This is a genomic window from Bacillus sp. JZ105, from assembly GCF_053903125.1.
Genome location: NZ_CP096387.1, coordinates 183,274 through 207,061 on the forward strand (window position 1 = coordinate 183,274; position 23,788 = coordinate 207,061).

22 protein-coding genes and 1 pseudogene are annotated in these 23,788 nt (G+C 40.5%); 19 read left to right on the forward strand and 4 right to left on the reverse strand.

The window, feature by feature from the left end:
• Positions 1 to 12 precede the first annotated feature (12 nt).
• The 6 genes from sigW to glmS all read left to right on the forward strand — a co-directional run bounded on the left by sigW (position 13) and on the right by glmS (position 7,425).
• Complete coding sequence (sigW, locus tag M1D81_RS01065; protein WP_024424449.1) at positions 13 to 576, forward strand: RNA polymerase sigma factor SigW; 564 nt, start codon at positions 13 to 15, stop codon at positions 574 to 576.
• 14 nt (positions 577 to 590) lie between these two features.
• Positions 591 to 1,217: an anti-sigma-W factor RsiW gene (rsiW, locus tag M1D81_RS01070; protein WP_456265910.1), complete on the forward strand. Its 627-nt coding sequence runs from the start codon at positions 591 to 593 to the stop codon at positions 1,215 to 1,217.
• 217 nt (positions 1,218 to 1,434) lie between these two features.
• Positions 1,435 to 2,256: a diadenylate cyclase CdaA gene (gene cdaA / locus M1D81_RS01075; RefSeq protein WP_456265909.1), complete on the forward strand. Its 822-nt coding sequence runs from the start codon at positions 1,435 to 1,437 to the stop codon at positions 2,254 to 2,256.
• Positions 2,249 to 3,676 (forward strand): CdaR family protein, encoded by a 1,428-nt coding sequence (locus tag M1D81_RS01080; RefSeq protein WP_456265908.1) that lies wholly within the window; start codon positions 2,249 to 2,251, stop codon positions 3,674 to 3,676. Before cdaA ends, M1D81_RS01080 begins: the two co-directional genes overlap by 8 nt.
• Before the next feature lie 25 nt (positions 3,677 to 3,701).
• Positions 3,702 to 5,048 carry a phosphoglucosamine mutase gene (glmM, locus tag M1D81_RS01085; protein WP_034284242.1) on the forward strand — a complete coding sequence of 449 codons (1,347 nt, stop codon included), beginning with the start codon at positions 3,702 to 3,704 and terminating at the stop codon, positions 5,046 to 5,048.
• Between the two features lie 574 nt (positions 5,049 to 5,622).
• Positions 5,623 to 7,425: a glutamine--fructose-6-phosphate transaminase (isomerizing) gene (gene glmS, locus M1D81_RS01090; protein ID WP_034621707.1), complete on the forward strand. Its 1,803-nt coding sequence runs from the start codon at positions 5,623 to 5,625 to the stop codon at positions 7,423 to 7,425.
• Positions 7,426 to 7,483: 58 nt separating this feature from the next.
• On the opposite strand, the gene M1D81_RS01095 is transcribed toward glmS, so the two are convergent.
• A complete protein-coding gene (locus M1D81_RS01095) occupies positions 7,484 to 10,915 on the reverse strand; it encodes an nSTAND3 domain-containing NTPase (protein ID WP_456265907.1) in 3,432 nt (1,143 codons plus the stop codon).
• A gap of 171 nt (positions 10,916 to 11,086) precedes the next feature.
• Between M1D81_RS01095 and M1D81_RS01100 the strand changes: the two genes are divergently transcribed.
• From M1D81_RS01100 to M1D81_RS01160, 13 genes and pseudogenes are all read left to right on the forward strand, one after another.
• Complete coding sequence (locus M1D81_RS01100; protein WP_456265906.1) at positions 11,087 to 11,443, forward strand: DUF2200 domain-containing protein; 357 nt, start codon at positions 11,087 to 11,089, stop codon at positions 11,441 to 11,443.
• A gap of 162 nt (positions 11,444 to 11,605) precedes the next feature.
• On the forward strand, positions 11,606 to 11,797 hold the full coding sequence (locus M1D81_RS01105) for a PLD nuclease N-terminal domain-containing protein (RefSeq protein WP_034621703.1): 192 nt from the start codon (positions 11,606 to 11,608) through the stop codon (positions 11,795 to 11,797).
• A 14-nt stretch (positions 11,798 to 11,811) separates the two neighbouring features.
• Positions 11,812 to 12,729, forward strand: coding sequence for an ATP-binding cassette domain-containing protein (locus M1D81_RS01110; RefSeq protein WP_456265905.1), 918 nt, complete (start codon positions 11,812 to 11,814; stop codon positions 12,727 to 12,729).
• The gene (locus M1D81_RS01115) at positions 12,726 to 13,490 is read left to right on the forward strand and encodes an ABC transporter permease (protein ID WP_456265904.1); all 765 of its coding nucleotides are present in this window, start codon (positions 12,726 to 12,728) and stop codon (positions 13,488 to 13,490) included. Before M1D81_RS01110 ends, M1D81_RS01115 begins: the two co-directional genes overlap by 4 nt.
• 115 nt (positions 13,491 to 13,605) lie before the next feature.
• Positions 13,606 to 13,998, forward strand: coding sequence for a RidA family protein (locus M1D81_RS01120; protein ID WP_048238244.1), 393 nt, complete (start codon positions 13,606 to 13,608; stop codon positions 13,996 to 13,998).
• A 230-nt stretch (positions 13,999 to 14,228) separates the two neighbouring features.
• Positions 14,229 to 14,951 (forward strand): ABC transporter ATP-binding protein, encoded by a 723-nt coding sequence (locus tag M1D81_RS01125; protein ID WP_456265903.1) that lies wholly within the window; start codon positions 14,229 to 14,231, stop codon positions 14,949 to 14,951.
• Entirely contained in the window at positions 14,944 to 16,365 is a 1,422-nt protein-coding gene (gene skfF, locus M1D81_RS01130) for a sporulation killing factor system integral membrane protein (RefSeq protein ID WP_456265902.1), read from the forward strand. The genes M1D81_RS01125 and skfF overlap by 8 nt, the downstream gene beginning before the upstream one ends.
• Positions 16,366 to 16,384: 19 nt before the next feature.
• Positions 16,385 to 16,900: a HEAT repeat domain-containing protein gene (locus M1D81_RS01135; protein WP_252049998.1), complete on the forward strand. Its 516-nt coding sequence runs from the start codon at positions 16,385 to 16,387 to the stop codon at positions 16,898 to 16,900.
• A complete protein-coding gene (locus tag M1D81_RS01140; RefSeq protein ID WP_424925179.1) occupies positions 16,900 to 17,325 on the forward strand; it encodes a TlpA family protein disulfide reductase in 426 nt (141 codons plus the stop codon). Before M1D81_RS01135 ends, M1D81_RS01140 begins: the two co-directional genes overlap by 1 nt.
• A gap of 15 nt (positions 17,326 to 17,340) precedes the next feature.
• Positions 17,341 to 17,538, forward strand: a complete 198-nt coding sequence (locus tag M1D81_RS01145) for a hypothetical protein (protein ID WP_236626600.1) — start codon at positions 17,341 to 17,343, stop codon at positions 17,536 to 17,538.
• Positions 17,539 to 17,709: 171 nt separating this feature from the next.
• A pseudogene (locus tag M1D81_RS01150) lies at positions 17,710 to 18,159 on the forward strand (sodium ABC transporter ATP-binding protein); the annotation flags it as partial.
• The gene (locus M1D81_RS01155) at positions 18,143 to 18,748 is read left to right on the forward strand and encodes an ABC-2 transporter permease (protein WP_024424433.1); all 606 of its coding nucleotides are present in this window, start codon (positions 18,143 to 18,145) and stop codon (positions 18,746 to 18,748) included. The pseudogene M1D81_RS01150 and the gene M1D81_RS01155, both read left to right, overlap by 17 nt.
• A 286-nt stretch (positions 18,749 to 19,034) precedes the next feature.
• Positions 19,035 to 20,423, forward strand: coding sequence for an amino acid permease (locus M1D81_RS01160; RefSeq protein ID WP_456265901.1), 1,389 nt, complete (start codon positions 19,035 to 19,037; stop codon positions 20,421 to 20,423).
• Between the two features lie 39 nt (positions 20,424 to 20,462).
• Here M1D81_RS01160 and M1D81_RS01165 read toward each other — a convergent pair whose 3' ends face one another.
• The 3 genes from M1D81_RS01165 to M1D81_RS01175 all read right to left on the reverse strand — a co-directional run bounded on the left by M1D81_RS01165 (position 20,463) and on the right by M1D81_RS01175 (position 23,766).
• The gene (locus tag M1D81_RS01165; RefSeq protein ID WP_400519688.1) at positions 20,463 to 21,344 is read right to left on the reverse strand and encodes a glycerophosphodiester phosphodiesterase; all 882 of its coding nucleotides are present in this window, start codon (positions 21,342 to 21,344) and stop codon (positions 20,463 to 20,465) included.
• Between the two features lie 92 nt (positions 21,345 to 21,436).
• Positions 21,437 to 22,771 carry a glycerol-3-phosphate transporter gene (gene glpT / locus M1D81_RS01170; RefSeq protein ID WP_061110460.1) on the reverse strand — a complete coding sequence of 445 codons (1,335 nt, stop codon included), beginning with the start codon at positions 22,769 to 22,771 and terminating at the stop codon, positions 21,437 to 21,439.
• Positions 22,772 to 22,995: 224 nt separating this feature from the next.
• Positions 22,996 to 23,766, reverse strand: coding sequence for a SurA N-terminal domain-containing protein (locus M1D81_RS01175; RefSeq protein ID WP_456265900.1), 771 nt, complete (start codon positions 23,764 to 23,766; stop codon positions 22,996 to 22,998).
• Between the last annotated feature and the right edge of the window lie 22 nt (positions 23,767 to 23,788).

Consider the following 23,788-nt stretch of genomic DNA (forward strand, 5'->3'; position numbering starts at 1 on the left):
GTTGAATATACTATGGACACAATGATTAAAAAGAGAATTAAGCAAGTGAAAAAAGGCGACCAGAACGCATTTGCAGACATCGTAGACCTGTATAAAGACAAAATTTATCAGCTGTGCTACCGTATGCTTGGGAATGCACACGAAGCGGAAGATATTGCGCAGGAGGCGTTTATTCGTGCTTATGTGAATATCGAAAGCTTTGATGTGAATCGTAAGTTTTCCACGTGGCTGTACCGCATTGCAACCAACCTGACCATCGACCGTATTCGCAAAAAAAAGCCGGATTATTATTTAGATGCAGAGGTGGCAGGAACAGAAGGATTAAATATGTATTCTCAAATTGCTGCTGATGGCATTTTGCCAGAGGATGAGGTGGTGTCTCTTGAATTATCGAGTACCATTCAGCAAAAAATTTTAAGATTACCCGACAAATATCGTTCGGTCATCGTATTAAAGTATATTGATGAACTCTCGTTAAAAGAAATTAGTGAGATTCTGAATATACCAGTTGGTACGGTGAAAACGAGAATACACAGGGGTAGAGAGGCTCTCCGGAAACAGTTGAGAGACCTTTGAGTGAGGTGATTTTGATGAGCTGTCAGGATAGAATCGTCCAGCTTATGCATCAGTATTTAGACGGGGACATTGAGCCCCAAGACGAAAAAGAATTAAAAAGCCATCTGCAATCGTGTGAGGAGTGCCGTACTCATTTTCAACAAATTGAGAAATCCATCGCGCTAGTGCAGAGTACATCTCATATAGAAGCACCATCTGATTTCACTGCAAAGGTGATGGCAGGTCTTCCAAAGGAGAAAAAGCGTGTGTCGGTTCAAAGATGGATCAAAGCTCACCCGCTGATGGTAGCCGCTGCCCTCTTTCTCATTTTAATGGGAGGCAGTCTGTTTACGAGCTGGAATACCGATCATAATTTCAGTGTGTCAAAGCAGCCGAATCTCGTCGTTGAAAATGATACAGTGACCGTACCTAAAGGGGAAACCGTAAAGGGAGATGTCACTGTCAAAAATGGCAAGCTGATTGTAGAAGGCAAGGTTGATGGAAATGTCACCGTCGTCAATGGGGAACAGTTGACTGCTTCTGCCGGACAAGTCACTGGTCAAATTAATGAAATAAATGAAGTGTTTGATTGGATTTGGTACAAAATGAAATCAACAGCACAAAACGCAATGCGGGTCATTGGGCCAGAGGAGCAAAAGTAACTCAATCGGCTTAAAGAGCAGTCTCTAAGGGGGCTGCTCTTTTTCTATACAATGGTGAGATTCACGCATACTAGCAAGTCAGCCAGATATGGCAACTATTTTCCTTGCTGAAACAAAATGTGGTATAATAGCCACGCTATGTATTGATACATAGGCTCTTTTTGTATTAAAAAATGCATCAAACGAAGAATAACTGAAAATTCTGGAGGACGAGGAAATGGCTTTAGGGGATATTCCTTTTTTGCAGTACCTCGGTAATGCTGTTGATATTCTCGTTGTTTGGTATGTGATATATAAATTAATGATGGTCATCCGCGGAACAAAAGCAGTTCAGCTTCTAAAGGGAATTGTCGTCATTATTCTCGTCAGGATGGGAAGTGCGTATCTCGGTCTTAACACACTTCAATGGCTGATGGATCAAGCGATTACGTGGGGATTCCTTGCGATCATTATTATTTTTCAGCCAGAGCTAAGGAGAGCGCTTGAGCAGCTTGGGCGCGGCCGTTTCTTCTCAAGAAGCGGGACACCTGTAGAGGAACAGCAGCAGAAAACGATCGAGGCAATTACAAAAGCAATTAACTATATGGCGAAACGCAGAATCGGCGCGCTGCTGACAATTGAGCGCGATACCGGAATGAATGATTACATAGAGACAGGGATTCCTTTGAATGCAAAGGTGAGTTCAGAGCTGCTCATTAATATTTTCATTCCGAATACACCGCTTCATGACGGTGCTGTCATTATGAAGCGGGATGAGATTGCAGCTGCAGCTTGCTATTTACCGCTGTCAGAAAGCCCTTTTATCTCTAAGGAGCTTGGGACGCGTCATAGGGCGGCAGTCGGAATTAGTGAAGTGACAGACAGCTTAACTGTCATCGTTTCTGAGGAAACTGGCGGTATTTCTGTCGCAAGGAATGGTGATCTCCACCGAGAATTGACAGAAGAAGCGCTTGAAGAAATGCTGATTGCTGAATTTAGTAAGAACAGCAAAGATGCTTCCTCGACCAAATGGTATTGGAGGGGCAAGAAAAATGGATAAGATTTTGAATAATCGCTGGGCCGTTAAGCTTCTTGCATTGGTCTTCGCTTTATTGCTGTATGGTACAGTCAATTCAGCGCAAGCGCCCACGCCGAAAAAAATCGGTGAATCCTTTTTCCCAACATCGACGACAGATGAAGCAACTTTAACCGACATTCCTGTTAAAGCGTATTATGATGACGAGAAGTACGTCGTCACTGGTGTGCCGCAGACAGTCAATGTCACGATTAAAGGATCAACAAGTGCTGTGAAAACAGCAAGACAAACAAAGAATTTTGAAATATACGCAGACATGCAGAACTTATCGACAGGTACACATAAAGTGGAGCTGAAGGCAAGAGATGTATCGAAGGGACTCACACTATCGATTAATCCATCTGTGACGACTGTGACGATACAAGAAAAAACGACAGCTGAATTTCCTGTTGAAACCGAGTTTTATAATCAAAATAAAATCAAAGACGGCTATTCACCTGAACAGCCCATTGTGAATCCGAAAAAGGTCACAGTTACTGGATCAAAGGACGTCATCGACAAAATTTCTGTCATTAAAGCTTTTGTGAACTTAGAAGATGTCGATCAGCAAATTGAAAAAGAAGCGAAGCTCACTGTCTATGATAGCAGCGGGAATGAGCTGCCAGTCGAAGTAAGTCCATCCGTGGTGGATATTACGGTCCCAATCTCGAGTCCAAGCAAAAAGGTTCCTTTTAAAATTGAGCGGACGGGCAGCTTGCCAGAAGGGATCAGCATCTCAAGCATTGAGACAAGCCCGAGTGAGGTCACAGTGTACGGCTCTCAAAAGGTGCTGGATGCCCTTGATTTTATTGATGGCGTCAAGCTGGACCTAAGCAAGATCAAAGATGATACGGAGATTGATGCCGATATTCCCCTGCCAGATGGTGTGAAAAAGGTATCACCCGAAACCGTTAAGATCAAAGTGAAGGTTGCAACAGCTGAAGAAAAAAAGATTGATAATGTACCGATTTCTGTCGTGGGTTTGAGCAAGGATCTCACATCTGATTTTGTGAGCCCCTCTTCTGGACGGCTCACGTTAACAGCAAAGGGATCAAAGAGTGCGATTGATAAACTAAAGGCTTCAGATGTTGAAGCCTATATCAATGCAGGGAACTTGAACGAAGGAACCCATGAGGTCAAAGTTCAAGTGAATGGTCCTCAAAATGTGAATTGGACATTATCGAGATCAAAGATCAAAGTGAAACTCACTTCTACTGATACAGAGGATCAGCCGGCTTCGACAAATGATCGGAAGGATCAAAAAGATCAACAAGATCCATCAACTGATGACGATGATCAGGGTGAGAAGAGTAAAGAAGAATCCTCGCAAGATAAAGCAAAGAAAGAATCGAGTCAAAGACAGCGGGTCAAAGAAGATAAAAAAGAGGACGAAGCGTCCTCTTGAATGGTAAAAAAGGAGCGATTGAAACATGGGCAAGTACTTTGGAACTGATGGTGTAAGGGGTGTAGCAAATAGCGAATTAACGCCAGAGCTCGCATTTAAAGTTGGGAGGTTTGGCGGCTATGTGCTCACAAAGGATAAAGAACGTCCAAAGGTACTCGTTGGTCGAGACACACGTGTATCTGGTCATATGTTAGAAGGAGCGCTTGTTGCAGGCTTACTTTCAATTGGAGCTGAAGTGATGCGTCTAGGTGTGATCTCAACACCTGGTGTGTCTTATTTAACGAAGGCAATGGATGCTGAAGCGGGTGTCATGATTTCTGCTTCACACAATCCAGTTCAAGACAACGGCATTAAATTCTTCGGCGGTGACGGCTTTAAGCTGTCAGATGAACAGGAAAACGAAATTGAGCAGCTGATGGATCAGCCAGTCGATCAATTACCACGCCCAGTTGGAGCCGATCTTGGAACGGTGAACGACTACTTTGAAGGCGGTCAGAAATACTTGCAATTCTTAAAGCAGACAGCGGACGAGGATTTCACAGGTATTCACGTGGCGCTTGACTGTGCACACGGTGCAACCTCTTCTCTAGCGACACATTTATTTGCAGATTTAGATGCTGATGTGTCTACAATGGGAACATCTCCAAACGGATTGAATATCAATGATGGTGTAGGCTCCACTCATCCAGAGGCACTTTCTGCTTTTGTGAAGGAGAAGGGGGCAGATATTGGTCTTGCGTTTGATGGTGACGGTGACCGTTTAATTGCAGTCGATGAAAAAGGTGATATCGTAGACGGCGATCAAATTATGTACATATGTGCACGTTATTTGAAGGATGAAGGCCGATTAAAGGATGACACCGTCGTGTCAACGGTCATGAGTAACCTAGGTTTCTATAAAGCGCTTGAGAAGCAAGGCATTAAGAGCATTCAAACGGCTGTTGGTGACCGCTATGTGGTCGAAGCGATGAAGAAAGACGGCTATAATGTCGGCGGCGAGCAGTCAGGTCATTTGATTTTCCTTGATTACAATACGACAGGTGATGGCATGCTTTCTGCGATCATGCTTGTGAATACGCTCAAAGCGACAGGAAAAACATTATCAGAGCTTGCAGCGGAAATGGAAAAGTTCCCGCAGCTTTTAGTGAATGTGAAAGTGTCTGATAAATATAAAGTAGAAGAAAATGAAAAAGTAAAAGCGGTGATCCAAGAGGTCGAAAAAGAGATGAATGGTGACGGCCGTATCCTAGTTCGTCCATCGGGGACAGAGCCGCTTGTACGTGTCATGGCAGAGGCGAAAACAAAAGAGTTGTGTAATGAATATGTGGCTCGAATTACAGCTGTTGTGAAAGAAGAAATGGGAATTGAGTAATAGATGAAAGCAAACCGCTGGCAGCGGTTTGCTTTTTTTCGAATAAACGACATAATTGGATGGAACTATACGAATGATATAAGCGAGGGCAACTTGAAACTGCCTTCATACATAGGGAGCACATCAAAGGTAGAACGTGACAAGCCTCATCGCATATAGTGTATGGAGGTCTCACTTTCTCAAATGAAGGGGATCGCCCGCTACATTGTGATTGACGGAGGTCAGACCTTATAGTACAATCATCCTTGTGTTACTGAATTTTTATTCTATGAGGAAAGGCAGGGTAGATGTTCAGAAACTCTCTTATAATTATAGCGCCCGAACTAAGCGATCGGACGAAAGATGCTTAGTTGACGAGGATGGAGGTTATCGAATTTTCGGCGGATGCCTCCCGGCTGATCAAAAAAAGAGATCACAGCCGTAAGTGTTTCTTTAAACCAAAGAGGTGACTCTTTGTACAAAGGGAATACACATGATCTCCCAAATTAAACATGTAGAGAGGGACAAAGAAATGTCCCTTCTATTTTAGTAGGCTTTCTTTGTCCCTTTCACATGATCGGGAGGAAGAATATTTATGTGTGGAATCGTAGGTTATATTGGTCAGAATGATGCGAAGGAAATCTTATTAAAAGGTTTAGAGAAGCTTGAGTACCGCGGGTATGACTCAGCAGGTATCGCTGTGGCAAACGAAGATGGCGTGCATGTGTTCAAAGAAAAAGGACGTATCGCTGAGCTTCGTGAAGTCGTGGATGCAAACGTAGCATCTTCAGCAGGAATCGGACATACACGCTGGGCAACTCACGGTGTACCAAGCCATCTAAATGCGCATCCGCATCAAAGTGCTTCTGGCCGTTTTACGCTTGTTCATAACGGTGTCATTGAGAACTATGTACAATTGACACGCGAATATTTACAAGACGTCACACTAAAAAGCGACACAGATACAGAGGTTGTTGTTCAAGTCATCGAACAATTTGTCAGCAGAGGTCTTGATACAGAGGAAGCTTTCCGTCAAACGCTTCTTCAACTAAAAGGCTCTTACGCGATTGCCCTTTTCGATAACGAAAACAAAGAAACAATCTATGTGGCGAAAAACAAAAGCCCATTATTGGTTGGTTTCGGCGAAGGATTCAACGTTGTGGCTTCTGACGCAATGGCGATGCTTCAAGTAACAAACGAATATGCGGAATTAATGGATAAAGAAATGGTCATTGTCACAAAAGACGAGGTCATCATTAAAAACCTTGACGGTGATATCATGACACGTCCTTCTTATATCGCTGAGCTTGATGCAAGCGACATTGAGAAAGGCACATATCCTCACTACATGTTAAAAGAAACGGATGAACAGCCGCTTGTTATGCGCAAAATCATCCAAGAATATCAAGACGAAAACGGCAAACTGTCAGTCGCTGGCGATATCGCCAGCGCAGTAGCAGAAGCAGACCGCATTTACATTGTGGCTTGCGGAACGAGCTACCATGCTGGACTTGTCGGTAAACAATACATTGAAGACTGGGCAAAAGTACCTGTAGAAGTCCATGTAGCAAGTGAATTCTCTTACAACATGCCGCTTCTATCGAAAAAGCCGTTGTTCATCTTCCTTTCTCAATCTGGAGAGACTGCGGACAGCCGTGCTGTACTTGTGCAAGTCAAAGAGCTTGGTCATAAAGCATTAACGATCACAAACGTACCAGGATCTACGCTTTCTCGTGAAGCGGACTTCACATTGCTTCTTCATGCAGGACCAGAAATTGCAGTGGCTTCAACAAAAGCCTACACAGCACAAATCGCTGTACTTGCAATCCTTGCATCTGTTGCAGCTGAATTAAACGGTCAATCTCTTGACTTTGATCTTGTGAAAGAGCTTGGTATTGTAGCAAACGCAATGGAAGCCCTTGTGGATCAAAAGGATGAAATGGAACAAATCGCTCGTGACTTCTTCACAGTGACACGTAACGCATTCTTTATCGGAAGAGGACTTGACTATTATGTGTGCCTTGAAGGTTCATTAAAACTAAAAGAGATCTCTTACATCCAAGCAGAAGGCTTTGCTGGCGGAGAACTCAAACACGGCACAATTGCTTTAATTGAAGAAGGCACACCGGTCATTGCCCTTGCAACGCAAGAGCACGTGAACCTCAGTATTCGCGGTAACGTCAAAGAAGTCGTTGCACGCGGAGCAAACCCATGTGTCATCTCACTAAAAGGTCTAGAAGACGAAGGCGACCGTTTCGTCCTTCCAGCTGTACACCCAGCACTTGCACCACTTGCATCTGTTGTCCCATTACAGCTGATCGCTTACTACGCAGCCCTTCACCGCGGGTGTGATGTGGATAAACCACGTAACCTTGCGAAGAGTGTGACGGTGGAGTAGGGATTAATTTTTATAATGAAACACCCCTTTGAGAATTTGTCAAAGGGGTGTTTTTTGTTTAGGTTACTATTATTTGCGAATAATCACCATTTTCAAAGCGTTTAAGGAGATTTTCAATCTTTTTTATGGATGTTAATGAGTGATTATAAACTCCAAGCTCTTTTAATAAACAGATGTTCTCTATTTTGTAAACTGGCATTTGCCAATTATGTACTTTCCGTTTTATTAAATCACCTTTTAATAAATGAGTAAATGTATTTTGGGGAATCGAAGGTAAATCCCAAAAATCAAAATCAGCTATTCCTAATTTCTCGATAAGATTTTGTTCGTCACTAATACTATATTGTTGCCCGATATGATTAATCTCATCATGCTGATCATATTCCAATAACAATTCCATAGTTGATATAAGTTGTAATACCTTTGATGATTCATCGCCATCCCCTAAGTGCTTCATAAATCGCTTAATGGCAGGTTCAACGTAGAATTGATTAAAATGATATGGTTTTAACTCTTCGAAAAGCCGATATAATATGCTTTCCCACTCACTGTTATAGATGTAGTATTCTCCAAATTCAGGATAAAATAGTTCGGATAATTCTTTTCCATTCTCTAGCTGTATTCGTTTGATTTTTTTTGAATTATCACCCCATATTTCTGGGTAGATTTCTAGTAATTCATCATCATCAACGCTAAAACATATACTCATCGAAAAGCAAGCGACGAATAATGGAATATGAATAAATCGTAACCACTGTTCATCCTCTAATATTAAATGTTCATACACAATATTTTTGAGTGAAGGGTTATCTGCTAAATGGTCACTATAAATATTACTTTTTAAAAATTCTCCTTTTCGGAATAAAGGTTTTTCCCTATACATGAATGAATAAAATGAATCAATACAGAAGTTAATTAAATTTATTAATAATGTGGAATCTCCTTGAGTTAAATGGGTTAACATCTTCATATATAAGTCGCTTTCTCTCTCAGGCATCATTGAACCGTCTTTTTCTAACATTGAAATTAACAAATTCAAGGATTCTTTCGTATTTAGTAATTGGTAGATGTAAACTGGTGAATAATTGTCTAATGTGAGAATTAGTTTATCTTTGACTCCATTCGAAAGTTTGCTATTTGATATAAGTTCGATAACTTCATCATTTTCTATTAATGCTTCTTCCTTTCCATACATCCAATCATATGCGTTATATTTTACTGTACTTATGTCATGTTCACTTGAATTATATTCATTCGACAAATGCCTGTTCATTATTGAATGATCATTATTTATTTTTGTAGGTGAGCGCCCATATAGAAGTTCAATTTCTTTATCCATTTCTATTGAGTATTGAACGCCAAAAAAATCACATAAATCAGGAATGCTATCAATTAATATATCTAATTCTACATCCATGCAGTATTCATCTAAAAAATCTAACTCTGAAAAAATTAATTGTTTTATATTTTTTCTAATTTTTGAGTTAAAAGATTCGTAAAATATTTCGTACTCCTTAGGAAATATTTCTCGAAAACGCTCCATCGCTTTATAATGAAACACACTAAAGGCGTTTTTGTAGTATTTATCTATTAATTTATATCCGTTAAAAGTCATTCCAATATTTGTGCAACTTGCGATATAACCAGGTAAATTGTGTAAATCGTTATATTGATATTCTTTAGGATCATTACTCCCCATATCAATACAGTACTGACTGATTTTATACTCTAAAAATTTATAAAGTCTCGGTTGTTTTTGATTTTGTGTTAGATAAATTCTAAGTAAATCAAAGAATCTATCTAAGCTTCCCTTTTCTTGTTCTAAAATATCAACATTCCATATATTATCGTTTTCTGAAAAACTAGTTGTATAATCATCATAATGTTCTATACAACTTTGTATGATTTGTTCACTAACGTTTGAACTACAAAAAGGTGATATATTCTTAAATAGAAATAATAATTGATTATAGAAGGAGCAGCAAGGCAGTAGTTTTGGAATCCATTGTTCACAATTCTCTTTCAAGAAGTCAAGCAGAAAATCTTGTGCTGATGGGTTAATAAAATATAAAAAGATATCATCATACTCATCATCATAAACTGTCTTGATCATGGTTTCTTCAAGTTCTCTGAGACTCTCACTTAAATTCTTCGTGTGCGTTTCAGTGAAATAATAGTGTAAGGAATTTTTGTAGCAGATTTCAATATCCTCTTGTAATGAGGGGGTCGAAGTAATTAGTAGTAGCAAAGCTACAAACTTTGCTTCATTAGATAAATTATCAAAAATATCTCTCCAAAAATCACTTGGACAATCTAAATAATTTAACAATCGATTTAAGTAATCTTCTGGTGTTTCATAACTTTGAGGTTGTTGATCTAAAAATAGTGATAGTACCCTTGGATTATAATTGTCGTGATATACAATTTCATCTGTATGAAGATGCAAATAGTTAACATGCTCATAATTCAGTTTTGAGTAATAGAGACGACTAAATAAAATACTTGTTTTTTCACTCTCGGTGTATGCTTCCAAGTTGCAAATTAAGGTATAGTTATCAAATATTTTTTTAAGTAAAGGACTTTTATGAATGAGTTGTTGAAGAATATATTCTCTTGTTGTAATAATTAATCTTGTATCATTAGGAAAATTTTCGATATCCTTTATTAACTTAGCTAAGCGTTCTTCTTCTTTTTTATTCTTTTCTTTTTCGAGGATACTTCCCCAGTAATCATCTAAAATAAAAACTTGTATTTGGTCTTCATCTAGCATACTGTATATATCATCGATTGAGTATACCCATCTAAATCCGTTTAATTGATCTTGATACAAATGGGCTAAAGCTAGAATTTGAGCGATTGTTGTCTTTCCAACACCTGGTTCTCCGGAAAGTATGATAGTTCTGTTAATGTCCCAATTTGTAACTGCTGACCTATAGACTTTTGAAGCTATAAAAGTTTTTGCTGTTTTACAAGCATCTTTTAATCTATAGGCAGACTCTTTATAAATACGGCTATGTAAGTATTTTTTTAACAAATGCTCTAGGACATTTGAGTTTGGGATTAAAAGCTTTGGTTGGTTGATTATCACTTTTCTGTAAGTCGGCTGTGAAAGGAGTCTGTTCAATTCAACTCTATCTAATATATCGTGTTCAGTAACGTTGAATTCTTTAAATAAATCAACAATATCTTTTGTTTGTTGTCGTGTTAACTCCATTGATACTCCTAAGATATATCGATCTGGTTTTAATTTACGGATTTTTTGGAGATCCTGCTTTAAAGTTTTCATTAATGGTTTAAAAAATTTCTGACCATAACGTTTAACTTGTATGATGGTTTTAGTTTTACTGTCTGTATAAAATCCATCAATACCTTGATCTCGCCCCTCTTTAAAGGTTCTAAAGGGGACCCTTTCTCTTTGAGACACAACATCACATACCAGCATCTCAAACTCTAATGGTTGAAGTAATGCGTGAAAATCGAAATTAGACAATTTTCTTCTTCCTTTCACATATGATAACGAGTAATTATATCATAATGTATACATATGTGGTTATTATTGTAATATATCTGATGATAAAAGAATATGCAGAATATAAACGAGAGGTTAACTATCTTCTAATGCATCGAAAAAATACTTAAACAAAGAAAGAGAGAAGAGCACATGACCAAACATAAAGTTTACACAATGAGCTTTGCAAAAGTCTATCCTCTCTACATCGCAAAGGCAGAGAGAAAAGGACGAACAAAGGCTGAAGTCGATACGATTATTTGTTGGTTAACAGGGTACAGTCCAGAAGAGCTGCAGGAACAGGTGGATAAACATACAGATATAGAAACATTTTTTGCCGAGGCTCCTGAGCTTCATCCTTCCCGCAGTTTAATCAAAGGCGTCATCTGTGGTGTACGGGTAGAGGACATTGAGGAAGAAACCATGAAGAACATTCGTTATCTAGATAAGCTGATTGATGAGTTAGCGAAAGGAAAGAAGATGGAAAAGATTTTACGAGGTTCATCATGAGAATAACAAGCAAGCCCAGTGAACTACCCTTCACTGGGCTTTTTTATATCTTATAGATCATTCGACCAATAAAAATAAAATCCATTTGAACGAATTCACTCTTCATGTCGTCAAAAGAAGTAATACCAAAACGAATTGGCGTTTGAAAAGGGAGTGGCGTGGATGGATATGAAGATGATATTACCTCTTATTTTGCTGCAAGCGATTTTGATGGTGATTGGTTTGTTTGATTTGCTGAAAAGAGATCCATCGAGGATCAGAGGAGAGGTGAAGTGGATTTGGGCTTTGGTGATTGTGTTTGTGGCGAGTGTCGGTCCTATTGTCTATTTGATTTTTGGTCGTAAATCATCTTAAAAGGGGGGATTTGCTTGAATATGCTGGAGTGTTATGGGCTGACGAAATCGTATGGCCCGAATAAAATTTTAAAAGATGTTTCGTTTTCTGTTGGGGAGGCTGGATGTGTTGGCTTTTTAGGAGCCAATGGAGCGGGGAAGACAACGACGATCCGGATTTTGACGGGGCTTGCTCGTCCTACTTCTGGGGTCGTGAAGGTGGCTGGTTTGGATGTCGCAAAGGAGATGGACCAAATCAGTCATGTGATTGGGTATTGTCCGCAGCATCCTGCATTTTATCAGGATATGACGGGACAGGAGTGGATGCATTGGGTTGGCGGGTTATTTCACTTAGAGAAAAAATTCATTCGTTCCAAAACAGAGGAGCTGTTGAAGCTTTGCCGGGTGTATGAGGCGAAGGATCGTGCCATTGGCAGCTATAGCGGAGGCATGAAGCAGAGGCTTGCCATTGCGCAGGCGCTCATCAACAGCCCGAAGGTTCTCATCTTGGATGAACCTGTGTCTGCACTTGATCCCATGGGGAGAAAAGACGTTCTGACATTGATTGAGCGTCTGAAACAAGAGATGTTGATCTTTATGTCGACCCATATTTTAGATGACATTGAACGTGTGGCAGATCATATTATCATGATCAACAGTGGCAAAATTGAGATGTCTTCTTCCATGAAACAGATCAAAGAAGACTATATCCAGCCAGTGATTGAATTTCAATTAGAACAACAGGATTCGAAATTATTGGCTTTGCTAAAAGAGCGGGATTGGGTGGAGGAATGCTTTGAGACAGGAGATGCTTATCAGGTGCGAGTGAACGATCAACAAATAGCATTGAAGGAGCTGCCTCGTCTCATCACTGAATCTGGCGGTGTTCTCCTCCATTATCGACTATCTAAGCTGACGCTTGAAGATATTTTCATGAAGGTTGTGAATGCATGATGATGTTGAAAAAGGAATTTAGGGAGTTATTTACTAGCTATAAAATCTTATTTGTTCCTATTATTTTTACGATTTTAATGATCACACAGCCTATTACGCTCAAAATGCTTCCGGATCTTCTATCGAAATCAGCTAATTTACCTGAAGGATCTACATTTTATATACCAGAGCCTAGTGCAGGAGAGGCTTTGGCGAGTGCATTGAGTAAATTTGATTCGCTAGGTGTGTTTATCCTGATTATGATCGTGATGGGAACGATCGCAGGAGAGCGTGCCTCTGGAGTGACCGCAATGATTATGGTGAAACCGATCAGTCGAACGAGTTACTATGTCTCGAAAATATGCGCCTATGCCTGTTTGACTTTGTTTAGTTTGGTGGTGGCAGTACTTGCCTCTGTTTATTATGTGGACATTCAATTTGGGCATGTGGATTGGGTGAATGTGTTAAAAGGAACACTTCTTTATTATCCAAATTTATTGCTGATTGTGGTATCGACCATTTGTGCTTCGGCGTTCTTTCAACGTTCTGTCACAGCTGGAGGTGTGTCGCTTTTGATCAATCTTATTCTGTTTACCGTACCTTCATTTTATGAAGAGACATTAGGGAAGTTTGCGCCTAAAGGCGTGACAAGTGCAGCCGAAGAGATGATTCATAAGGGAACATATTCGGATCAGGCACTTACAAGTTTTCTAGGTGTATCGGTATTGATTGTTTTCTTTTTTCTCATCGGATGGTTTCTTTTTAGAAGACAAGAATTATAGCAGGCTGTTGCGATTATTTCTTCAGGTTTACTCTGAGCATAAAAATCTGAATACGGTTGAAAATTTGATATGATGATAAAAATTGATTGTATTTTCAGAAAAGGGGTTTTTATCAATGAGAACATCACGTAATCCTGAGACCATTCATCCGCCAGTTGCCCCATATACCCATCAAATAGAAACAACAGGACCACAGCGATGGTTAACCTTATCAGGTCAAGTGGGGATGGAGGCGGATGGAACAATTCCCGAGAGCCCGTTGGAGCAGCTCGAATTAGCGTTAGAGAATGTGAAACGAAATGTAGAAGCGGCAGATATGGCTGTGGAAGATATAACGAAATTAGTATTTTATCTCGTAGGGGAGTTCGATGCTGAGAGCAGAAAACGAATCATGGGGCAGTTTTTAGGCGATCATCTGCCTTGTATGACGATGATTTATGTAGTGGCATTGGCTTCACCTGCTTTTAAGGTAGAGGTGGATGCTTGGGCGTGTCAGGAGATGGTATAGGGTTAATAGATAAAAGATTGGGATGCTGCTACCCAATCTTTTTTTTATTTTGTACATAATCTATTTTCTTTTTCCGTTGTATATAGAATAGATTACCTCATTCCTATTACCTTGTTATTCTCTATATGGTAATATTAGGGTTAATGAATAGTGGGTCTAATGACATTCGTTTTTAATTTTTAACACACCATAGATAAGCATACATCACTCTAATCAAAGGGAGAGATTTGATGCCATTCATGGAGGTTCAGAATGTAAGCAAACGATATAGCAATGGTGATGGGATAGAGGATCTGTCATTTTCCATCGAACCAGGGGAGGTTGTGGCGCTGCTTGGGCCTAATGGTGCTGGGAAGACGACAACGATTCGATGTTTAACGGGTCTATATAAACCAGATGGAGGGGAAATTCTCATAGAGGGTTTCCCGCCTGGTCATGCCCATGTCCAAAAACAAGTAGCTCTTATTCCTGATCAGCCGTATTTGTATCCAGACTTAACCGCTGCTGAACATGTTCAATTCCGTGCTCGTGGATATCATAAAGGCTTAAAACAGATCAAGGAAAAGGTATATGGAGCGTTGAAAGAAGTACATATGGAAAAGAAGATGAATGAACTGTGTGGAAGGCTGTCAAGAGGCCAAAAGCAGCGTGTCGTCTTAGCAGGAGCCATTGTTCAAGATGCCTCCCTTTTTATATTAGATGAACCGACTGTCGGGTTAGATATTCCGTCTAAACAGTGGCTGTCGGATTGGCTGAGACAAAAAAGCAGTCAAGGTGGGTCGGTCTTTGTGTCGACTCATAGTCTGGAGTTCGTTCTCGATACAGCCAGTAGGGTGGTATTGATTCGAGACGGTGCCATCATGAAGAGTATGGATGTTCCTCAATTAAAGGAAGAACAGGTTGAGTGGAGGGCAGAAGTTATTCAACTTTTGGGGGAGTGGTCAAGTGAATAACACACTCTCCCTTTTATGGATGAAATCTCAAAGGCGCTTGATCAGTAAAAATCAAGAAAAGAAAATGCCTTTTCTGATCTTACTTCTTTTCATTGCGGCAATTGGTTTTCAGCTAAGCGCAGTTTCAAGTATGGGTGATTGGGATACAAGTGCAGCAGGATGGATCATTGTCTGTTTGTTTGTTCTTTATACGGGTTTTGGTTTGTTTACGAATCGGCTGCCTAGTCAGATGAACGATATCATTTGGTTATATGGAAATGGCGCTTCTTTATGGACGGTTGTTATCAGTGTGTGGATGTATCACATTTTCTGGCGAGGGGCTCTTTTCATTATCTCTGCTTTGGCTGCGGACCTTCTTCTGTTTTTTATGACACAGCAGTACCCGTTTCTGCTTGGAAAATCACTCATCCTGACAGGGCTGTTATGTTTGGTCGAAACTTGGATGATTGCGGTGTCTTGTGCCAGAACCATTCAAGTATACAAGCGTTTGCTCTTACTCGGCTTTGTCTTGATGTTTTTCGGCTTTGCACTGCTTGTTTTGAATCAATTGGTGATGAAACAGCCCTCATTGATGAACTTTGCTGATTCTTTGATGTTTCAATCTGGACGTATGATCGAAGAGTTCTCCATTCTTTCTGTCTCCATCTTTATTGGAGTGATGTTCCTATCTTTCATGATGATGTACAGTGCTAGTCATCGTTTAGAGATGAAGGAGTCTTTAGTCAAGGAGGCAGTATTTTGGGAGGAATTTGAGGGGAGACATATTCAATCAAGTCCAATCGTTCAAAAAAAGAGCAGGACATGGTGGGGACTTCCAGCATTAACGGGCGTTTGGGCTTTTCTTTGGATTGAATTATTGCTGATAAAAAAATATATCACCTTCCATGTGCTATCTACCATGCTGTTAATCGGTACTTACTATGTCCTCTTTACTTATTTTTCAGATTGGCTGAATCTATTCTTGATTGTCATTGCTGCATCTGTTCTTTTTAGTTCATATTATGCGGGGATTGTAAGACACGCACAAACAGGAGTGCTCTATCTTTTTCCTGGGGCTTTATATCAAAAAATCATTTTGTTAGAAGTGTTTCAAACCTTTTGGTTGTATGCGTTCTACTTGGTTTCTCTTTTATTGGCTGGTATTCAGGATGTTTTGTATTGGACCTTATTTGGTGGAGGAATTTATATATGGTTTTTAGCCATACGGTTCTTTGCCTTTATGCAGCCTCTGAGAAGAGAAAGGAGTTTTGCTTTGGCCGCCTATTATCGATCATTGTTATTTGCGTTTGTGATCAGTGCTATGGTCATGATTAGCATTCATCTAATCACTGATGGCTTGTTAACTACAATTGTATCCCTAGTGGCTGGAGCTGGATTTTATGTGCTTTGTTATCGATACCGCGCGGTTCATTAAAAAGAGGAGTTGATTGTAAATGAAGCCAGAAAATAAGCTGTCTCAATCCGTTCAACAATTGGCTAATACAAATGAAGTAACGATCGTTCAAGCAATAGGAGATTTAAGAAAATATGGAAAAGATGCAGTGCCCGTCCTTGTTGAGGCTTTAAAAGAAAAAGGCTCTCTGCGGAACATTGCAGCAGCTGTACTTGGTGAATTTGGAGCAGATGCGGGGGACGCAGCAGAACCGCTAGCTCGGCTATTAGAAAGTGACGAAGAAGATACAAGAATGGCCGCTGCCATGTCACTCATGAGGATTGGGAAACCTAGCTTGCCATTTCTTCTGGCACTTGCTAAACGTTATGAGGGACCTACTTGTTTCTGGGCATCATGGTGTATCTCTTGGATTGATCCATCAAAAATTGAAAAAAACATGTACGAGTGCTTAAAACAAGAACAAGAAAATCCAACAGGCAGCGTTACTCCTTTTGCTGCAGAGGAAGCATTAGGGAAGATTATTGCTTTTCAGCTAAAGGAAAAGGGGGATGAATAGTGGAAACGCAGAAACTCAACTGGCCTGAGAATCTTCCTTGGATTTACCCTACAGATCAAAGGAGCTTACCTAAGGGACAGCATCAGCTTCTTTATTTTTGGTCAGTCAACTGTCCTCATTGTGAAGAATTAACCAATCATATCCTACAACGTGTGAATGAGCTGGGTATTCATTTAACCTGTGTCCATGTTCCATATACAGAAGATGAAAAATCGGAAGATGTTGTTTCAGAGTATGCAGAGGAAAAGAATATGACCGCTCCTATTGTATTGGATCAGAATTATGAGATTGTTGCAAAGTATAAGATTCAAGGGTTACCTAGCTTTTGCCTCTTTGATCAAGAGGGGCAGTTAATAGATCGGAAAATGGGAGATACCGGCTGGGAAAGAATATTGAAAAAGTTAGAAAAACATTCAATTGGATAAACAGTGGAGGAGAGAGTGTTGTTTCAATCAAACAAAGAATTAAAAAGAAACGTCATTTTTTTCGCAGGTGTTGGAGCGGTTTTGCTGATTTTAATGATGCTGAAATGGTTGCCGATTTCTGCAGACTTGGAAATGGCGTTGATTTTATTCGGTTTGGGAATTTTGTTTTATTTGAAGCGTGTGCTGCGGGAAGAAGAAAGTCATAAGTCATAAGTATTTAGTATGATACCTAGAATATAGATTCTAGGTTTTTTTATTAAATTTACCTTAAAACGCAAATTTTCTCATGGGGATGGAAACCATTTTTTAAAAAGTGTGGTAGGATAAATATGCTTTATCTTTATATTGTCCGAAGGAGCTGTCGTGTTGAAGGAATCTAGGGTTGAGTTGTCGCATCATGCAGAGCTGATTATCATGGATGAACCAACTGCTGGTTTAGATCCGGTTTTTAGAAGAGAGCTGCTCAGCACGTTACAAGAATTGATGATTGATGGAAATCGGACGATCTTTTTCTCGACGCATGTGACGACTGATTTAGACCGGATCGCGGATTATATTGCGTTTATACAAAATGGAAGATTGGTCTTTCAACAGTCGATTCATGAAGTGGCAGAAAGTTATGCGCTTGTGAGAGGGAGCCTGGAGTTGTTGGATCGAGACACAGAAAAGGCGTTTATCCATATTCAGCGTACATCAGCAGGTTTTGAAGCATTATCAGATCGAATTGATGAAGTGAAACTTATTTTTGGGGATGCTGTTGTGATTGAACCGGCGTCGCTTGAGGATATCATGTTTTATTTGAAAGGCGGGGCTGCGCATGTTTCATTTAATTAAGCGTGATGTGATTTTGCAAAAGAAGCAGTTACTTATTTTTATTCCGTTTATCTTATTTTTTATTTTCATGGATGTCCATCCAGTATTGACGTTTCTAGTCGCTAGTGTCTTCATTCCCTTTAACACATATGCGTATGATGAAAAGGCAGAAACGAATATCCTATTAAATTCTTTGCCTTATACCCGGAATGAAATTATTGCCTCCCGTTATCTTGGTGCCGTTTTTTATATGGTCATTGCGATCGGGCTGACAAGTGCTGCATTACTTGTGTTTGGGAAGCTGTTTTCGCTGTCAGATATTGCGATTGGCAGCGGGTTGTTTTTATTGTTCGCGGCGTGTACGTTTCCATTGTTTTATATCTTAAAGCCTGGTTATATCACAACGGCAGTGATCATTGGCTTTATCGTATTATCTGCTATGGGACCGCCTGTTGTCCTCTATTTAGCAGAGCAATTTAGTGGGTTCACTAATTTTATTATGAATTTATCGATCCCTGTTTTATATACGGGGTCAGCTGTGCTGATTATGCTCTTCTACTTGTTGTCTTGGGGACTTTCTACTGTGATTTACCAGAGGAAAGTGTTTTAGGAAAGCAATTGCCGAAATTCCTATAAATTTACAGTTTGAGCTTAGAAGACCGTGTGAACGGTCTTTTTTTGAAGATTTTTCTGGTTATTGATTATATCAATATAAAATAATTTGAACTTACTTTTATGTCAGAATATTTTGTTAATAGTGTTTTCCTCAAAAAAACAATTGTTTTTTAAGGGTAGATTTATTATGATAATATACATCGAAAGATTGATGTTTCTCAATCAGAATGAAAATTCTGATTTTTATTTTTTATGTTGTTTGTTGATGAGGGGGAAGAAAAGTGGCTCAAAAGGAATTAAAGAGAGGGTTAAGTGCCCGCCATATTCAAATGATCGCTCTTGGCGGCACAATCGGTGTTGGCTTATTTATGGGGTCAGCGAAGGCCATTCAGTGGACAGGTCCATCCGTTCTTCTAGCGTACGCAGTGTGTGGTGTTTTTATCTTTTTTATTATGCGTGCGATGGGAGAAATGTTATATCTTGAGCCGAGTACAGGGTCATTTGCTACATTCGGGCATCAATATATTCATCCGCTTGCAGGGTATATGACGGCTTGGAGTAACTGGTTCCAGTGGGTCATTGTCGGAATGTCTGAAATTATTGCGGTTGGGGCTTATATGAAATATTGGTTCCCAGAGCTGCCTGCGTGGATTCCAGGGTTAATTGCGATGATCATTTTAGGAGCAGCCAATTTGATTTCGGTTAAGTCATTTGGTGAATTTGAATTTTGGTTTGCGATGATCAAAATTGTGACGATTATCTTGATGATTGTTGCAGGTTTAGGTATTATTTTCTTCGGTTTTGGAAATGGCGGGACTCCTATTGGGCTGTCTAACCTTTGGGCGCATGGCGGGTTCTTTACAGGTGGGTTTAGCGGATTCCTGTTTGCATTGTCTCTAGTTATTGCTGCTTATCAAGGTGTCGAGCTCATTGGGATTACAGCGGGTGAGGCGCAAAATCCGCAAAAGACGCTGACAAATGCCATTAAAAGTATCATCTGGCGTATTTTGATTTTCTATATCGGTGCGATCTTTGTCATTGTGACGGTGTATCCTTGGGATCAGCTGAATACCCTTGGCAGTCCATTTGTGGCGACGTTTGCGAAGGTCGGGATTACAGCAGCAGCTGGTATTATTAACTTTGTTGTTATTACAGCAGCGATGTCCGGCTGTAATAGTGGTATTTTCAGTGCGGGCCGTATGCTTTATACATTAGGTGTGAATGGTCAGGCGCCTGCTTTCTTTACGAAAATTTCGAAGAACGGTGTACCGTATTTTGGGACATTCGCTGTACTGATTGGTTTAGCGATAGGAGTGGTCCTGAATTATGTTTCTCCGCCAAACATTTTCGTCTATGTGTATAGTGCGAGTGTCCTTCCTGGGATGGTGCCTTGGTTTGTCATTTTGATTAGTCATATCGGCTTCAGAAAGGCGAAGGGGGCAGCGCTTGATCAGCACCCGTTCAAGATGCCGTTAGCACCGTTTTCTAACTATCTTACAATCGGATTTTTATTAATGGTTCTTGTGTTTATGCTCATTAATCAGGATACGCGTATTTCTCTTATTGTAGCAATTGGGTTCTTGATTTTAGTAGCACTTAGCTTTTTTGTATTTGGGATTGGAAAACGGAAGCCGTTTGAAACAGCTTCTTCTGATCAAACGGTGAAATAATCAAAGACCTTGCGGGATGGACCGCAAGGCTTTTTTTATTTAGAGTGAAGCTTTTACACGGTTAAAGACATCTGGATAGTTGGTGAAAAGACCGGTGACGCCGTATTGCAGAAGACGTGTCATGTCTGCTTCGCTGTTTACCGTATATGGATGAAGGAGGAGTCCGTGGCTTCTGACCTGCTGGACGTTTTCAGGTGTTAATGCTCTAAAATTCGGTCCAACCCCTACAGCGTACGTTTTGATAAAGTCGAGCTGATCGTCTGTGATGGATGTCATTTGGTTTCTGTCTAATAGCTGTACTTTTGGCAGGCGTGGGGCTAATTTCTGTAGCTTTAGCAGGCTGTCTTCACTAAAGGATTGTATGATAACCTGCCCTTTTCTTGTGTGTTTCCCAAGAAGGTGATGTTTCTTTAAGGCGGCCAATAGTTTTTCTTCCATTTGCGGATAAAGGTCTGGTTTTTTTGTTTCAATATAATAATTCTCTCGTTTGCCGAAATAGCGCAGCACCTCATCTAATGTAAGGACTCTCTGTCCGATATAGTTGGCATTTTGTCTGTCAGGATTTGCTTCGTTAAACCATGTACCAGCATCAAGCTGTTTGATTTCAGCAAGTGTGAGGTCTTTGACCCAGCCTGTTCCGTTTGTGGTTCGGTCAACGGTTTCATCATGCATCACGATGAGATGTCCATCCTTTGTCATTTGAAGGTCGAGTTCGAGGTAATCTGCATTCATCTTTGTGGCGAGCTTGTAGGAAGCCAGGGTATGCTCTGGTGCATACCCTGATGCTCCGCGGTGTGCAACGGTTAAGATGCGATCTGGAGATAAAAGGTTTTCATGTGCCGATACGGTGGCCGGCACCCACACAAAAGACAGTAAAGCAAAAGAGAGCAACACGAAAGCAAGTAATCTACTTTTCTTCATATTTTATCCTCCTTTTACGGTAACTGCCTCCATCATAAGAAATAGATGTAAAGAGCATGTTGGGCGGATATGAATCTTTTATGTGATTTTCATTAAGCTTGCTCTACGCGTTTTCCTGTATTCCATGTCATAGCGAGGAAAACAATCGCAAGCACACAAGAACCAACCAGTAAAATGAAGCCTCCTGTCCAGTCATAGTGATCGACGACGACGCCCATCATGGCATTGGCAAAGGCAGAGCCGCCAATGTAGCCGAAGAAGCCTGTCAGTCCGGCAGCAGTGCCAGCTGCTTTTTTCGGAGCGAGATCAATGGCTTGAAGTCCAATGAGCATGACCGGGCCGTAAATCAAAAAGCCGATGCTGATGAGGGCAATGTTATCGACCATTGGATTGCCTGCAGGGTTTAGCCAGTAAACAAGAACGGCAATTAACACCCCGGCCATAAAGATGACGCCAGCTGGTGCGCGGCGGCTTCTAAAGAAGCGATCACTGATCCAGCCGCACAATAATGTACCGGGAATGCCTGCATATTCATAAAGAAAATAAGACCAGCGTGAATGCTCTGGTGAAAAGCCCTTTGCTTCTGTTAAGTAGGTCGGAGCCCAGTCAACGACACCGTAACGGACAAAGTACACAAACACGTTGGCGATGGCGATATACCATAGGAATTTATTGTTGAGTACATATTTAAATAAAATCTCTTTCACTGTTAATTCTTTTTCTTGATCCTCATACTTTTGGGCCGGATAGTCATTTCGATATTCCTCAATTGGCGGAAGACCAGTGGATTGCGGGGTATCCCGTACGAGAAGAATGATCACGAAGGAGACGATAATGGCAATGATGGCAGGGAAGAAAAAGATACTTTTCCACGTCGCAAACAGCACAATTCCTAATGTGATAAGCGGTGCAAGAATCCCCCCGCCGATATTGTGAGCGACGTTCCAAATGGACATTTTCGTACCACGTTCACTAACTGAAAACCAGTGCGCCATCGTACGTCCGCATGGCGGCCAACCCATGCCTTGAAACCAGCCGTTTAAGAACATGAATAAAAACATGATCCATACACTGGATGTGACCCATGGAAATGAGACAAATAGGATATTGATAAGAGCTGATAAAAAGAGTCCGGCAGCTAAAAAATATCTGGGGTTACAGCGGTCTGAGATCATCCCCATGATGAATTTACTAAAGCCATAAGCGATAGATACAGCTGCAAGTACAAAGCCTAATTCACTTTTCGTAAACCCTTCTTCCTGTAGATATGGAATGGCAAAAGCGAAATTTTTGCGCAGCAAATAGTAGCCCGCATACCCGATAAAGATGCCTAAAAAGACTTGCAGCCGCAGCCGCTTATACGTCTCGTCTGTTTTGGCATCATCAAGCCTGTCGATATGCGGAGCAGGTTTAAACCATTTGAACATAAAGATCCTCCTTTTGTAGATGTCCGATTGACTGAAGCAAAAGTACGAGAATGGCTTTTGATCCTGTACCTTTTCAGAGACAAAAGAATTGTTAGCGCTTTCTTTTGTACTCCCATCATATCGGATGGAAGAGACGTTTATGATGAGGCTTTTGTCATAAATTTGGAAAAATGGGTCGTGAAGCAACAAAAAAATCCGCACAATGGCGGATTTTTTCTTAGCTGTTACAGAGACACATTAATTTTCGCAGACTTCTTTAGTTTTTCAATTTCTTTTTGGACTTCTTTTTGCTTTTCTTGAGATTCTAGCTGTTTTTTAATTTGTGATTTAACCTCTTTGTATTCTGGTGCTTTTTGCTTTTGTTTTTTCATTTGGTCTGCGTATTGATCATAGTACGCTTTGACGTCTTTCTCAGAGACGGAGGCTGATTTGATTTCTTTGTCGACATATTGGCTGTATTTGATGCTGTCGGCAATGTCACTTTTCAGCTGATCCAATGTGAGTCCGCTCTTTTTCAGTGCTTCTTCGAATTGAGCGTTGTCTTTAAACTGTTTCTTTTCTTCCTTTAGCTGCTTATCTACCTCTTTGTCAGAGGCTTTGAAGCCCTTCTTCTCAGCATCTTGCAGGATGAGCTCTTGGCCTACGAGCGCATCAATGGTTTGTTTCTTGACTGCTTTCTCGCCTTCTTTAGAAGTGGGGTCTTGCCCGGACTGCTGAAGCTGGCCTTGAATGGTAGATAAAGCGCTATTGTATTCACTGCCTGTGATTTTGTCTTTGTTGACGGTCGCAACGACCTTTTGATCATCGATTTTTTGTGCGTCTAATTTCTTTTGCATTTCTTCCATTTGCTTTTGCTGCTCTTTTTGATCAGCCTGTGTTGTTTCCTTGTTTTTGGCTGAATCGTTTTGCTTATCTTGTTTGGCATCGTTTGACGAGCAGGCTGCAAGTCCAACAGATAACAAACAAGAGATGAGTGTGTATGATACCTTTTTCATCATTTTCTCTCCCTTCGGTATG

What these genes read in the sequence shown, in the direction of transcription:
- glmM (WP_034284242.1), top strand. Translation starts at nt 3,702, where the DNA reads ATGGGCAAGTACTTTGGAACTGATGGTGTAAGGGGTGTAGCAAATAGC.
- rsiW (WP_456265910.1), top strand. Translation starts at nt 591, where the DNA reads ATGAGCTGTCAGGATAGAATCGTCCAGCTTATGCATCAGTATTTAGAC.
- M1D81_RS01135 (WP_252049998.1), top strand. Translation starts at nt 16,385, where the DNA reads ATGAAGCCAGAAAATAAGCTGTCTCAATCCGTTCAACAATTGGCTAAT.
- M1D81_RS01175 (WP_456265900.1), bottom strand. Translation starts at nt 23,766, where the DNA reads ATGAAAAAGGTATCATACACACTCATCTCTTGTTTGTTATCTGTTGGA.
- M1D81_RS01115 (WP_456265904.1), top strand. Translation starts at nt 12,726, where the DNA reads ATGATGATGTTGAAAAAGGAATTTAGGGAGTTATTTACTAGCTATAAA.
- glmS (WP_034621707.1), top strand. Translation starts at nt 5,623, where the DNA reads ATGTGTGGAATCGTAGGTTATATTGGTCAGAATGATGCGAAGGAAATC.
- glpT (WP_061110460.1), bottom strand. Translation starts at nt 22,771, where the DNA reads ATGTTCAAATGGTTTAAACCTGCTCCGCATATCGACAGGCTTGATGAT.
- M1D81_RS01080 (WP_456265908.1), top strand. Translation starts at nt 2,249, where the DNA reads ATGGATAAGATTTTGAATAATCGCTGGGCCGTTAAGCTTCTTGCATTG.
- M1D81_RS01125 (WP_456265903.1), top strand. Translation starts at nt 14,229, where the DNA reads ATGCCATTCATGGAGGTTCAGAATGTAAGCAAACGATATAGCAATGGT.
- M1D81_RS01165 (WP_400519688.1), bottom strand. Translation starts at nt 21,344, where the DNA reads ATGAAGAAAAGTAGATTACTTGCTTTCGTGTTGCTCTCTTTTGCTTTA.
- M1D81_RS01105 (WP_034621703.1), top strand. Translation starts at nt 11,606, where the DNA reads ATGGATATGAAGATGATATTACCTCTTATTTTGCTGCAAGCGATTTTG.
- M1D81_RS01100 (WP_456265906.1), top strand. Translation starts at nt 11,087, where the DNA reads ATGACCAAACATAAAGTTTACACAATGAGCTTTGCAAAAGTCTATCCT.
- sigW (WP_024424449.1), top strand. Translation starts at nt 13, where the DNA reads ATGGACACAATGATTAAAAAGAGAATTAAGCAAGTGAAAAAAGGCGAC.
- cdaA (WP_456265909.1), top strand. Translation starts at nt 1,435, where the DNA reads ATGGCTTTAGGGGATATTCCTTTTTTGCAGTACCTCGGTAATGCTGTT.
- M1D81_RS01120 (WP_048238244.1), top strand. Translation starts at nt 13,606, where the DNA reads ATGAGAACATCACGTAATCCTGAGACCATTCATCCGCCAGTTGCCCCA.
- M1D81_RS01155 (WP_024424433.1), top strand. Translation starts at nt 18,143, where the DNA reads ATGTTTCATTTAATTAAGCGTGATGTGATTTTGCAAAAGAAGCAGTTA.